The organism is Stenotrophomonas sp. YJH_SMC_101-4, from assembly GCF_059370395.1.
In genome coordinates, this window is sequence record NZ_JCAFTP010000003.1 from 216222 (window position 1) to 229536 (window position 13315).

The window sequence follows — 13315 nt, forward strand, 5'->3', positions numbered from 1 at the left end:
GGCGAGCCGGCTACGGCCGGCTCGCTGCCAAGAGGAGAGATGTTTGCCATGAAGCGTAGGGAATTCATCGCGGCCAGTGCCGCTGTCGCCGCCAGCAGCCTGCTGCCGCAGACCCCGGCATGGGCACGCGGGCGCAAGGTGCGCCTGGCCATGATCGGTACCGGCATGCGCGGGCTGGTGCTGCTGAAGGAGCTGGTGCGTCGCGACGACGTCGAGGTGGTCGCGCTGTGCGACATCGAGCCGATCATGCTCGGCCGCGCCATGGACATGGTGGCCAAGGCCGGCAAGCCGGCCCCGAAGACCTACGGCCAGGACCGTGACAGCAACGCCTGGAAGCGCCTGCTGGAACAGAAGGGCATCGATGGCGTGATCATCGCCACGCCGTGGGAATACCACGCGCCGATGGCGATTGCCGCGATGCAGGCCGGCGTGGCCGTGGGCTGCGAAGTGGTGGCCGGCATCACCCTGCAGGACCACTGGGACGTGCTGAAGACCCAGCTGAGTACCGGCACCCCGTACATGCTGCTGGAGAATGTCTGCTACCGCCGCGACGTGATGGCCGCGCTGCAGATGGTGCGCCAGGGCCTGTTTGGCGAACTGGTGCACCTGCAGGCCGGTTACCAGCATGACCTGCGCGGCGTGAAGTTCAATTCCGGCGACCCGAACCAGCCCTATGACAGTGGCGTGGAATTCGGCCCCAAGGGCTGGAGCGAAGCACGCTGGCGCACCGAGCATTCGGTGGAGCGCAACGGCGAGCTGTACCCCAGCCACGGCATCGGCCCGTGCGCGATGTACACCGGCATCAACCGTGGCAACCGCTTCACTCACATCAACGCGTTCGCGACCAAGGCACGCGGCCTGCACGAATACACCGTGGCCAAGAGTGGTGGCACCACCCACCCCAGCACCAAGGTCAAGTTCAAGCTCGGCGATATCGTCACCACCACGCTGGCCTGCGAGAACGGCGAGACCATCCTGCTGCAGCACGACACGTCGTTGCCGCGCCCGTACTCGATGGGCTTCCGCGTGCAGGGCACCAAGGGCCTGTGGATGGACGTGAACCATTCGATCCACATCGAAGGCCGCAGCCCGCCGCACCAGTGGGAAGAGTTCAAGAAGTACCAGGACGAATACGAGCATCCGCTGTGGAAGCAGAATGCCGACACCGCCGCCAGCGCTGGCCACGGTGGCATGGACTGGTTCGTCATCCACGCGTTTGTGGAAGCGCTGAAGGCCAAGGCGCCGATGCCGATCGACATCTACGACGCGGTGACCTGGAGTGCGATCACGCCGCTGAGCGAGCAGTCGATCGCCAATAGTTTCCAGACGCTGGAGTTCCCGGACTTCACCGCTGGCGCGTGGAAGCAGCGCAAGCCGATTTTTGCGTTCGACGGGAAGTACTGATCTGCACATCAACGGCAACGCCGCGCATGCCCGGCGTTGCCGTCTGCATCGGTGCATTGGCACCTGTAGAGCCGAGCCAACGCTCGGCTGCTTTTCCTGCCGACCGCATTGAACTAGCGGCCCCACCACTGGCGGAGCCCCAGACCATGCCATGGCAGAAGATCGGCGAACTTCCTGACCAGCGATTCGTCGGCCCCTACGGCATCGAATTCTGGCGCATCCACGATGGCCGGGTGTTCCACCAGGGCCGACTGCTGCGCAAGGCCGATGCAGCGAGCTTCGAGTTCATTCCGGCGCACTTCTTCATCGCTCGCGATGCGCACGCGGTCTATCACGCGTGGACCCGGCAGACCTCCATCGACCGCGACAGCTTCCGGCAGTGCGGCGCCTACTGGCTGGACAACCATGCCGTCTACTTCGAGTACGAGACCTCGCTGAAGGCGCTGGCCGGGGCGGATTGCACGACGTTCCGCGATCTCGGTGGCGGCTACGGGGCCGATGACCATGGCGGCTGGTACTGCGGCCGGCGGATGAAGCACTGCCTGCGTGGCGACCAGCTGCAAGGGGTGCCAGAGGACCCGCTGTACGCCGTTGATGACAGCAACGTCTACTGCGACGGGAAGCCGCTGCCCGGGGTGGATCGCGAGCGCTGGCAGCTGCTGGATGGGTGCTTTTCGGGTGATGGCAGCCGGGTCTACTACCTGGAGCGGAAGCTGCCGCGGGTGGATGCGGCTACGTGGCGCTGGCTGGAGGGGAGCTGGTCGCGGGATGCGACGCAGTTGTTCACCCTGCATCTGGTTGAGAAGGACGCTGGGGTGCGGGCGCGGTTTGGGTTTGCCGCAGCACCCTGAAAGACAGGAGAGGAGGCCCGATGGTGGAAGGAAGGAACGTGGTGGAACTCCAGTCCGACAGAGTGGTGTTCTACTCCAGACAGGATGAGGCGAGCTTCTTCGCGCGGCTGCAGCAGCTGCCCTGCGTGGTCGACGTTGCAGGGAAGGGGCGGATTCTCCATATCCTGGTGGATCGCCAGCGGGTGGATGACGAGGCGCTGACGGAGCTCCTGGCGCTGTTCCATCGCTATCAGGTGGACATGCGGCAGTTGCGGGTGTTTGACGAGCGGCGCTTCGCACGCTGGTTCAGACGACGCCAGAGCTACTGGCACGATGCCGTGTTCGGGCAACCGGGGCGCGCCGACATCGTCGAGTGAGGTGGGAAGGCGCCCCTCGACGCGTGCTGCTTCGGCCGGACACGGCGTCGCACGGCCGATGCTGCAGGCCATGGTGCGTGTGGGGCTGGGGCTCCTGCGCTGATGAGGGCAGGGAAAGATGGCGCGCCCGGAGGGATTCGAACCCCCGACCAATGGCTTCGGAAGCCACTACTCTATCCGGCTGAGCTACGGGCGCGTTGTGGTGAAATAAACTGAATTGACCGCTATGGCAATCATCGTCGGTCACTTCCTCCCCACTAGGGGCCGGTGATTGTAACCATTTCGGGCATGGCGTGGCTACCATTCTGAGCTTTAAGACCGGTCGGGTGCCGCCCTGAGCGCGTCAGCGATTGCATACCACATCGGCTTCTTCTCCAGTGAAGAGCTCAGCGGGTGGGGGCGCGGGACTGCTCCGTCAGCACGAATGAATCCTGGATCGCCCTTTCGCTGACGGGCTGCCATCCAGGATTGGCCATCATTAAGGCCCCAGCTGACTATGCCTATGACCTTAGGCTCATCCAGAGTCACGTTGAGGTATCGAGAAGTCATGCTCGCAACCTGAGCATCCCGCCTAGCAATGTCCTCACTAAAGTATCGATCATTAACGTCAAGCTCTGAAACTATGATCTTGAGACCCATATCAGCTACTTCCTTGAGGAAGTCACGCCAGATTCGATCATCGTACTTGAGCTGAGATTTGAGATGTGACTGAACTCCGAGAGCCTCGACGGGCGCGCCGCGCTTTTTCAATGACTCCAGAAGTTTCAATACTGTCCGTCGACGTCTATCCGCAAAACTTGCGGTCGAATCTAGATTGTAATCGTTGTAGCAAAGCAATGCACTTGAATCGCACTCCTTTGCTCTGAAGAATGCATCGGAAATGTAAGAGGGGCCGAGTGCCTTCATGAACAGGGAGTTTCTAAGTCCATTGGCTAGATGGTCGTTCGGCTCAATGGCTTCATTTACGACGTCCCAAGAATGGACTTTACCCTTCCAACGGCTAGCTGCGTAACTGATCCTTCGATCAAAAGCCCTTCGCATCGCCGTTTTATCAAGCGCTTTTACCCAGTCGGGCATGAAGGCATCATAGATGAGCGCGTGCCCTCTAAGTAGCAGGCCGTGCTGGAAAGAAAATTGAGCAACTAGATCGGCTTCCTCTGGCGTCTCATGATCCTGGTATTGCCACATGATCGGCCATTTCTGCGCGCGTTGAGCAGTGATGATTCCACAGTCGTCAATGATTGCCTTTGCTTGCGCGTCATTGGTCAGCTCGCTGACGTTGACGGCAGACCCGAAGAACAACCCCTTTCTCCTGGCAATATCATTCAGGCCAGATTTTCTGTCGCCACCTGCAACCTGTAAAGGTAGCGCATGAGCAGAAAGTGCAGGGACCAGTAGCGAACTTGAGATGAGGAAATTTCGCCTGTTCAATTGGTTGCCTCGGAGTTAAGTGTAAAAGGCTAGGCTTGCCGAAGAATGGCGTTGGAAACCAACTTCTTGGATGCCTTGGACACCGGGCGCTCAAACAGTGCGTACACAAGATATCCGACGAGCTCGCATGCAATGAGGCCGATGGCGATGAAGCCTATAGCTGATGGCCAGTCATTCACTTTAAGACCCAGTGCGCCGAACAAGGCGCGCAGAATGCCCAGTGTGAAAATGTGTGAGACATAAAGAGAATAAGAGGATTCGCCCAGCGCCAACAATAGCCTGTTACCTTTCTCTCTTTTCGATGAGCTCTCGATGTCTAGGCAGCCGAGGACGACCAATACAGCCGGAATACCAAAGTATAGGAATCGAAGTCGACCATCCTCAGGCATCCATATGGCTGTGAGGATGAATAAGGCAATTCCAACTGATAATAGCGTCACTCCCCGCGTGCGATTGCCAAATGTTCCGTTTAAGAACATCTTCGCCGTAACCATGCCGGCCACAAATTCCAGAGTAATCGTCGATCCATAATGGGATAGATAGGTTGATTTCTCTCCAAGTCCTGATGAAAAAATCTCGGATGAGACTATCAAGGTCAATAGTGTGATTGAGATAAAGGCAATTCTACTTTTTGATTCCTTAAAGAACAGGGAAATCGAGAAAAGTGCGTAAAAGAACATTTCATAGTTAAGCGTCCAGCCAATGGAGAGTAGTGGCCGGACCCTGCCGTCGTCCCATTCATATGGAATGAATGCAAGTGAGTTAATCAGGGCTGATGTACTGTACTCGGTCGATCTAAACGTGGAAGGTGCAATAATGAGTAGGCTTGCTAAGAGCAAGGTAAATGCCCAATAGAGTGGCGCGACTCGAGCCAGTCGGTGGATGAAAAAGGGTAGTGGATCATTGTTGCGACCATGCGAAACGTACATCATTATGAATCCACTAATAACGAAGAACACGTCGACGCCAGCGGACCCGAACGGACTCTGGAATAGCTGTTTTATTCCGGGAAACTGTTCCCGTGCGTGGTGTATCACAACAAGTGCAGCGGCGGTCGCCCTCAAATATTGGAGGCTGTACAGTGTTCTAGTCACAGGCTTGGTCTCGTTACAGGCTGACGGCGGCTTAGCCTCGCTACAGGCTGATGCCTGCTTGTAGAGGCCATTTGGTAGGACGAAGCGGCAATCATTACCAGTACGACACAGAGAGGTTGCTGTGGATTCATGAACGTAGTCTCGAGAAGGCTGTGCAGAGCAATGAAGGTGATAAGACCGATCATTCCTCCTCGCAGGTCCGAGTCATTGTCTTGCAGCCTCAGCGTCCAGCGTGTCGGGGATAAGAACATTGAAATCAAAAACAGTGCGAATCCAATAAAGCCGGTTGCCACGATTAGGTCAAGATAGCCGTTATGCCCGTGAGCAAAGGTTAGGTACGACCAGTTGGCATATCCGGAAATGGCCGATTCCGCGCCCGCTTGAAAAACTGACCCAAAACCAAAGCCGGAAATTGGTCGGTCAATGATCATTGTGACTAGAATTGCCCACATTCCCGCGCGACCGGTGAAGGACTCAGGCGTTGTAAGGATTGATGAAATCTGTGGGAAAAATATCGCAATAGCGGCAGATGCTGCCGCGGTACCTGTCAGAATGAGGGCTGCGTATCCCAGTAGTCGTGAGCGAGACATCGCAATATGAGTGCACACGTACCCGATTAGCAGAGCCGGCAGAAGCATGCCAATCGATGTCTTTGAGTTTGATAGTATGAGTAATGCAAATCCGCCCAAGGTGCCGAGCAATGGCAGGAAAATTTTACGTAGCCGAATCGATTTAAAGCTGAAGCCTGGAAACGCGGAGAAGACGCCGAGTATTAATGCGATTGCGGCGACTTGGCCTGCTTGATTTTTATGATAGAACACACCTCTCCATGCACCCACAAGCCCGGAATCCATTTCTCCTGCTTGATGGATAGCATTAGGTATCAAAAGGCCGCTAATCAGGCTTGCGAATACTAGGGCGAACGATACATTTTTGAGGGTTTGAAGAGATCTTTTCGGGCCGATAACTGCTGTTGCAGAATAGATCCAGATAAAAATTATCGCGTTAAAGGCTAGTCGCCTAAAGGAAATTTCTGGCGATGTTGCCCATGTGACCGTAATCGACCACCACAGAAGAAGTGCAACAATCGACCAAGGGAAGAAGTGTCTTGAGATCTTTCTCGAAACAATGCCCTTCAGAAAAAAATATGCTGCAACAGCAATGAAGAATATTTGCCGAATAATTGACCCAGAGCCACCCTCATCCAGGTCTATTCTTGTTCCACGATCTTGAAATGGAATGTCTTGGATAAACAAGTAGACTAGGGCAATCGTAAAAATAATGATTGGGGCGGATAGTCGTGAGTGGCTGTTCTTCAATTTCATTTTTCTGTGCCGATGCTCGCGTAAATTTGTCCGAGAGCTCTGGTTCTTGTGGAAAGGTCAAACGTTCGAATGACCGCGTCACGCCTCATTACTTGAAGATCATGAGAGGCTTTATCATCGCGAATAGCGAGGTAAAGCTTCTCCGCCAGTGAATGAATGTCTCCCTGTTCGGCTAGAAGATCCCAGTCTCCCTCCCAGACGGCCTCGCGGACAGGCCCTTGATCGAATGCCACAACGGGGCAGCCAGTAAGCTGAGCTTCGAGGTATACCATCCCCAGTCCCTCATTGTCCCCGCTTTTGGCTGGCATCGATGGCATGCAGAATGCGCTCGCTGAGCTCATGTGCTTGAGTACGGTCTCCCGATCCTGAGCTCCCAAGAACTCAATGCGGTCCTGGAGATCCTCAGAACTGCGCATCAATGGTTCCATCTGGGGGCCGGAGCCGATGATCAGAAGCTTTCCTTCAAAGCCATTGGCCACCATCTTTCTGAATGCCGCGATGAGATAGTGGCATCCCTTTTTCTCTACCAAGCGACCGACAAAAAGGATGTTCTTCCGCGGCTCTGAGCTGACCGCTGGTGCACGATCCAGGTCCGTTCCGAGGTAGTGCGTATGTGTCCGTTCCGTCGGATATCCTTTGCTGATTGCAGTGTCACGCAGGAAGTCCGAAACCGGCAGGAATGCCGCAGCTCTTTGGCGCAGCCGGCCTGCACGAAGCACGTACGGCCATTTGAAGGGGAGCTTCTTTGCGAAGTAGCTCGCCTTCGATGTTACGTCAAATCCGTGGAGAGTGACGATCAGTGGAATTCCCAGCCTCTCTGCGATAGGGAGGATCTCCGCAGCATCGGTAGCGAAGTGCGCGTGAATTACGTCAGGGGCAAGTGCACGTACTTCTGCTGCAAGCCGAGACCAATTCGGTGCCAGATTGAAGAGTGTCTTTTGCATCAGCCGCGCAAACTTTCCGCCATGCGCATCGCGGTTCTTTACGTGCCGGAATCGATCAATGCTATCGCCAACAGCCTCCTCGCAGGCGAACGAGCACTCAATTCCTGACCTTTCCAAGGCATCGTAGTGGTCGGCGATGAATGTCTCTGAGCCTGCGAGCAGCCGAGAGCGATATATCAGGATCTTCATGCGTCTACTTCATTTTTTCGATGAGCGAAGTCCAACACCAACATCCGCGACTTTGCGATACCAACCGTTGGCAAGTGCAACCTGGAGGAACACGATAGCGGCGTGCTTGGGTGCATAGGTGCCCGTCACCGCCGCTTCTAACCAGAGAGTCAGCCCCTTCAGCGTCTGGCCGTGCTCGGCGTAAGCCTTCGCCACGCGCCAACCCTTGAATCCCCTCAGCGCTTTCTTGGTAAGAAGCTGCTGCGCCTCCTCCGCCCAGCGCAGCCGAACCGCAGGATCTGTCCTTGCCGAAATCCTGCTTCCACTCTTCACATCGTTCCAGACTGCGCCCGGATCGTTGATCATATGCCACCGGTAGCCAGCACGCTCCACGCGGATGGCGAAGTCGACGTCCTGACCGTAGGGCAGCCATTCAAGATATCTGGCCGTCCGGGCGGTCTCCGTTCGGACGACTACCGTGCTTGTCTGCACGAAGCCGGCAGCGCATGAAAGGTACTCGGAAATGGGTTCGCCCTCCTTAGGTGCTCGTGGCGGCTTCAGAAATTTCCGATCGCTGCCGCGATCAACAACGATTCGCGAGAACACCGCACTCCCCGGGTCTTTCTCGAGGTGCCGGATCGAGCGGCTGATGTGGCCTGGAAGGAATGTGTCATCGGAGTCAAGCAGAGCGATGTACTCTCCCTGAGCTTCAGATATGCCACGGTTTCGAGCAACATTTGCGCCTGAGTTGGCTTGGCGGATGCAACGCACTGCCGGGTTCGCGATAGCGGCGACGACTTCGGAAGTACCATCGGTGGAACCATCGTCGATGACAATGACCTCCAAATTGGGGTAATCCTGAGAGATCGCTGACTGCACTGCCGCCCCGATGCTATGCGCTCGGTTGTAAGCCGGGATCACGACGGTTACGAGTGGGTGTTCGGAGGTCATTGACTCAATCTCTGTTCCTGGTCTTTCGATATGCCGGTTTCACAATTATCATGGCGGACAGCACAAGTGCCGCTAGGGCGACAGTAAGTGCGATAGCGACTTGGAGAGCTGGTGTGAAATCAAGGCCGCTGACACTGTAGGCGGCCAGGCCTGCAATGGCGCCTGGCGCAAGACCTCGAAGAATGGAAATGCCGCCGGCGCGACTACTCACTCCTGCCGTTCTCTCCGCCAGTAGCATGTTGGGGTACACAAGCAGAAGATTGGCAACAGTCGTAGCAATGGCCAACTCCATGGCACTCCAGTCGAGCAGCCATGCAAGGAACACCGTAGAAATGAGAAGCGTCGCGAAACGACTGAGCGTGAATGCAAACTGCTTGCCGGTCGCGCCTGCTGCAGTAATGAAAGATAGAAAAACTGCTCCAACCGGAAGCACCGCCGATTGGATCGCGAATACCTGGACGAACGGAACGGCGGTTCGCCAGTGGTCACCCAAGAGAAGAGGGACCAGTGTCGGGGCGACTGCGGCAAGAACGAAGAACGCTGCACCTGAGACAAAGCAGATCGTTACGATGGCGCGTTCATAGATCTGGCCCGCGGATGATCTACTGTCGAGCGAGTGGACGGCGGCGGGGAACAGTGCACGTTCAAGGGCCTGTACGATGAGGCGAGCTGGCTGTTCTGTAATCCGCCTTGCCATGCCGTATAGACCGAGCGCCTCCGTGCCGATGAGGAGTGCGACGAAAATCTGGTCGATCGACTGGATCGCAGCCGTCAGCAGGTTCATTCCGAAAAGGGGCGCGGTAAATCGCACGACCGGCTTGATGTCGCCAGGTGTGCTTCGCAGGGTGGCCTTCTCGGCCGGCGCTGGGAAGCCCCGGTGCCGTGCTGTGATGTAGATGAGGAGAGTCTCAACACTCCGTTGGGTTAGTGCATAAACAGCGACCGCGTACACGTCGCGCCAAATGTACAGATATGCCAGTCCCGCCGCTACGGCAGCGATGCTGGCGATGGTCTCCGCCAAAGAGATCTTGGCGAACTCCATCTCCTTGCTGAGGCGCGCCTGAGCAACCACCGCCATTGATGAAATCGGGGCGCTCAGTCCCATTGCGGCGATGATGATGAAGTAATCCCACGATTGGTTGGCGTACCCGAATGCGAGACCACACGCAGCAATCAGGATGAAGACGACCAGTCCTGAAACAACGCTTGCCCGGGCAGTTTCACGATGGAGTCCATCCATCCAGGATTGATTCTGGATTAGCGCTTGCGTGAATGTCCGTGTTCCGAGCGTAGTGGCAATCTGGAAGGGAATCAGTGCGAGCGTGACGATTCCGAATTCCGTTGGGCCCAGCACCCGGCCCATGAGAAGGATGAAAAGCATCTGCAGCGCGACACGCGCGGCTCGACCGCCCGCGTTCCACAGGACCGCAACCTTCGTACGCGACATGAGGTCTGCCGCTGAACCAGCTTTGCTCTCCAATTTGATCGACCTTAGAGCCAGTTCGCTGCCTTGATGACATCAAGCGGCTCACCGCCAGAGGCCGGTGAGTTTGAGGTTTCGACCAGCAGCGCACACTCATGATGCGTTGCCAGGGCCCCCGGAATCTTGTGGAGCGTGTAGCCTTCGCTGGGATTCTCAAAGAATGCTTCAATGCTGCGCATCAGTGCACGCGCGCGGTCGCGCTCCAGCGCGGTTGCGGGTGTCGACTGTTCGGCGGCAGTGCGAAGTGCCTGGATGATGTCGAAGTCCAAGCAGTAGGGGACCTTCTCCATGAAAGGACTGTTGCCCAGCAGCAGCCTGGATGCCTCGGCCCGGATGGCTTCCACGGCCATGTATCTGCGCCGCATTACATGGTCGACCCAAAGAACATGCGCGACGCCGCCCATGTCGCCCAGGTCTGGTGCGTGACGCAGGCCGTACGCGATGCGGAACAGTTTCTGCAGAAGGTCGCTGCGGTAGGCCCGGAGCAGGCCAGTACGCGGGTCCATGAGGGCGTCTACGGCATCGCGACAACCCGCGGCCAGGCCGGTACGCGGCAGCAGCTGGGGGACGTTGGCTTCCAGAGAAACCAGGATGGAAGGCACGCCGCCGATCCAGTGGCTTACCCGCCAATTGTGGTGGGCCCATTTGGCTGAAAACACCGGACGCAATGTCTGCGGGTCGGCAAGCTCGGGAAGATGGAAGGTTCGTCCCGCCAGAACCTTGGCATACAGCCCGGGGAAGCGCGTGCCGAGCAGGTTCAGGGTGCCGAACAGATAAGCACAGTTATGGACCGAGATTCCTTCCTCGAGCACCTCTGTGGTTTTCCATCCTGGCAGACGGGTCTTCGCAGCGAGCTCGCAGAACGCGTCCACGGCCGACGGGCTGACATCGTCCAGGTCACCCAGCAGGAACAACGAGTAGACCATGTCGCAATGGTTCTCGATGGATGCCTGGGGGCGTTGTCCATCCCCCGTCCAGAACGCGAGCAACGTCGCATGCTGCTGGCTGAGGTGCTTGCGAACGTTGGTCTTGAACGGGGTCATCTTCGTCGCGGGAGCTTCGGTGGGCAAGGGCGCAGCGGCAAGGGGCATGGGCTCAGCTTCCACGGGTGGTTGCGGTCAGCAACCGGAAGAGGGAGTAGGGATTGGTCACAACGTATCGGAAGGCAAGGCGCCTCGGCTCTTTTGCAGCCCGGAACAGCCACTCAAGGCCCGCCTTCTGCATCCACTCCGGCGCGCGTGGTGCATCGCCTGCAAGGAATGCGTACAAGCCACCGCAGGTCTTGATCCAGCCGACGCCCTTGAGCTTGTGCTTGTTACGCAGCGCCCAGTGCTCCTGTCGTGGCTTGCCAAGCGCGACCCACAGGACGTCCGCCCCGCTCGCACGAATCTCTGCGCAGACCTCGTCATCCGCTTCAGCGGAGAAGTAACCATCACGCCGGCCCACGATCTCGGCTTTCGGATACATCTTCTGGATCGCGGCCACCGCTGCCTTGTTCTGGCCATCCTTGGCGCCGAGGATGAAAAACTTCAGCCCATGGGCTTCGGCTGCACGAGCGGCGTCATGGAAGAAATCGGTCGTCGCGATGCGCTCCGGCAATGGGTGCGCGGTCATGCGGCTGGCAAAAACCACGGGCATGCCATCGGCGTGGATGATGTCCGCCTGCGCCATCGCAGCGGCAAACGACCTGTCCCGACCGGCGAGTGCAATGCCCTGCCCATTGGAGGACAGCACGACGCGGGGTGTCCAGGTCTCGGGTTCGCTGCGTGCCTGCAGGCAATCGCGGACCATGCAGTCTGCGAGCGCCTGCCGTGATACCGATGCAGTGGGAAGGCCGCCGACGGTTACCACGGGGAATGTGTATGAAGTGTCGGTCATCGCTGGCGACTCAGTTTGATCCGAACAGATCGCGGGTGTAGACCTTGGCGCTCACATCCTGGAGTTCGTCGGTCAGGCGGTTTGCGATGATCACGTCAGCCTGCTGCTTGAACCGGCCCAGGTCATGGACCACGGCGGAATGGAAGAACTGGTCTTCCTTGAGCACAGGCTCATACACGATGACCTCGATTCCCTTGGCCTTGATCCGCTTCATCACGCCCTGAATGGCCGAGGCGCGGAAGTTGTCGGACCCGGCTTTCATCACAAGGCGATAGATGCCCACGACCTTCGGGGCCCGGCGAATGATTTCATCGGCGATGAAATCCTTGCGCGTGCGGTTGGCTTCCACAATTGCATGGACGAGGTTCTGCGGCACATCGCTGTAGTTGGCCAACAGCTGCTTTGTGTCCTTCGGCAGGCAATAGCCACCGTAGCCAAAGGATGGATTGTTGTAGTGCGTGCCAATGCGCGGATCCAGGCTGACGCCTTCGATGATCTGGCGCGTGTCCAGCCCATGGGAGGCCGCATAAGTGTCCAGTTCGTTGAAGTAGGCTACACGCATCGCCAGGTAGGTATTGGCGAAGAGCTTGATTGCTTCAGCTTCGGTCGAATCGGTGAAAAGGACCGGAACGTCGTCGCGCAGCGCACCTTCCTGCAGGAGCTTGGCAAAGGTCGCGGCACGCTCGGAACGTTCGCCGACGATGATGCGGCTGGGGTGAAGGTTGTCGTAAAGCGCCTTGCCTTCGCGCAGGAACTCAGGCGAAAAAATGATGTTTGACGAGTTGAAGCGTTCGCCCAGCTCTTTGGTGCACCCCACCGGAAGCGTGGACTTGATCACCATCACCGCATCGGGATTGATCGACGAAACGTCGCGGATCACCGACTCCACGGAGCTTATGTTGAAGTAGTTGGTCAGGGGGTCGTAGTCCGTAGGGGTCGCAATGATCACGAAGCTCGCGCCCGCGTAGGCTTCCTCGGGACTCAGCGTCGCCGACAGCTGCAGTGGTCGGTTCGACAGGTAGTCTTCGATTTCGCGGTCTTCGATGGGGGCCTTGCGCGCATTGATAAGGGCCACACGCTCTGCGTTGATATCCAATGCGACGACCTGGTGGTTCTGGGCGAGCAGGACGGCGTTGGAAAGGCCAACGTAACCGGTACCAACAACAGCGATCTTCATCTCAATTCCTTTTGCGGCAATCTGGGGAGGCTGGGGGCATCAGCGGCGGCACCGCTGGCAATGCGGGTGACGCAGGGCGCCTGCCGTACAGGTGGGGGAGCAGCGAGCCCACGCCTGGTCGGGGGGGCGATGCTACTACAGGCGGCTTCGGGTACTCCGAAGATGGCAGGCTGGCGGCCCGACATTCAGGTAGGAGAACGTCGCAGCCGCGTCCGCGTGCGAAATCGCGCACTGTTCGAGACGGGGAAAAATC

12 protein-coding genes and 1 tRNA gene are annotated in these 13315 nt (G+C 57.8%); 3 read left to right on the forward strand and 10 right to left on the reverse strand.

The features are described 5' to 3' along the window. The first annotated feature begins 48 nt into the window (after positions 1-48). The 3 genes from AC5P8D_RS11820 to AC5P8D_RS11830 all read left to right on the forward strand — a co-directional run bounded on the left by AC5P8D_RS11820 (position 49) and on the right by AC5P8D_RS11830 (position 2611). Positions 49-1404 (forward strand): Gfo/Idh/MocA family protein, encoded by a 1356-nt coding sequence (locus tag AC5P8D_RS11820; protein ID WP_053443851.1) that lies wholly within the window; start codon positions 49-51, stop codon positions 1402-1404. Between the two features lie 146 nt (positions 1405-1550). Further along, on the forward strand, positions 1551-2255 hold the full coding sequence (locus tag AC5P8D_RS11825; RefSeq protein ID WP_241874096.1) for a DKNYY domain-containing protein: 705 nt from the start codon (positions 1551-1553) through the stop codon (positions 2253-2255). 38 nt (positions 2256-2293) lie between these two features. Beyond that, a complete protein-coding gene (locus tag AC5P8D_RS11830; protein WP_495203344.1) occupies positions 2294-2611 on the forward strand; it encodes a hypothetical protein in 318 nt (105 codons plus the stop codon). 119 nt (positions 2612-2730) lie between these two features. Here AC5P8D_RS11830 and AC5P8D_RS11835 read toward each other — a convergent pair. The 10 genes from AC5P8D_RS11835 to AC5P8D_RS11880 form a co-directional block, all read right to left on the reverse strand. Continuing rightward, positions 2731-2807, reverse strand: a tRNA-Arg gene (locus AC5P8D_RS11835). A gap of 116 nt (positions 2808-2923) precedes the next feature. Continuing rightward, positions 2924-4042 (reverse strand): endo-1,4-beta-xylanase, encoded by a 1119-nt coding sequence (locus AC5P8D_RS11840; RefSeq protein WP_134730969.1) that lies wholly within the window; start codon positions 4040-4042, stop codon positions 2924-2926. A 29-nt stretch (positions 4043-4071) separates the two neighbouring features. Beyond that, positions 4072-5136 carry an acyltransferase family protein gene (locus AC5P8D_RS11845; RefSeq protein ID WP_495203345.1) on the reverse strand — a complete coding sequence of 355 codons (1065 nt, stop codon included), beginning with the start codon at positions 5134-5136 and terminating at the stop codon, positions 4072-4074. After that, the gene (locus tag AC5P8D_RS11850) at positions 5133-6461 is read right to left on the reverse strand and encodes an O-antigen ligase family protein (protein ID WP_241874094.1); all 1329 of its coding nucleotides are present in this window, start codon (positions 6459-6461) and stop codon (positions 5133-5135) included. The genes AC5P8D_RS11845 and AC5P8D_RS11850 overlap by 4 nt, the downstream gene beginning before the upstream one ends. After that, entirely contained in the window at positions 6458-7594 is a 1137-nt protein-coding gene (locus AC5P8D_RS11855) for a glycosyltransferase (RefSeq protein WP_495203346.1), read from the reverse strand. Before AC5P8D_RS11855 ends, AC5P8D_RS11850 begins: the two co-directional genes overlap by 4 nt. Positions 7595-7603: 9 nt before the next feature. After that, a complete protein-coding gene (locus AC5P8D_RS11860; protein WP_495203347.1) occupies positions 7604-8524 on the reverse strand; it encodes a glycosyltransferase family 2 protein in 921 nt (306 codons plus the stop codon). A gap of 4 nt (positions 8525-8528) precedes the next feature. After that, positions 8529-9971, reverse strand: coding sequence for an oligosaccharide flippase family protein (locus AC5P8D_RS11865; protein WP_495203348.1), 1443 nt, complete (start codon positions 9969-9971; stop codon positions 8529-8531). A 44-nt stretch (positions 9972-10015) separates the two neighbouring features. Further along, entirely contained in the window at positions 10016-11098 is a 1083-nt protein-coding gene (locus AC5P8D_RS11870; RefSeq protein WP_241874092.1) for a hypothetical protein, read from the reverse strand. Between the two features lie 4 nt (positions 11099-11102). Beyond that, positions 11103-11885, reverse strand: coding sequence for a WecB/TagA/CpsF family glycosyltransferase (locus AC5P8D_RS11875; protein WP_495203349.1), 783 nt, complete (start codon positions 11883-11885; stop codon positions 11103-11105). A gap of 10 nt (positions 11886-11895) precedes the next feature. Then, positions 11896-13062: a nucleotide sugar dehydrogenase gene (locus AC5P8D_RS11880; RefSeq protein ID WP_241874090.1), complete on the reverse strand. Its 1167-nt coding sequence runs from the start codon at positions 13060-13062 to the stop codon at positions 11896-11898. Positions 13063-13315 lie beyond the last annotated feature (253 nt).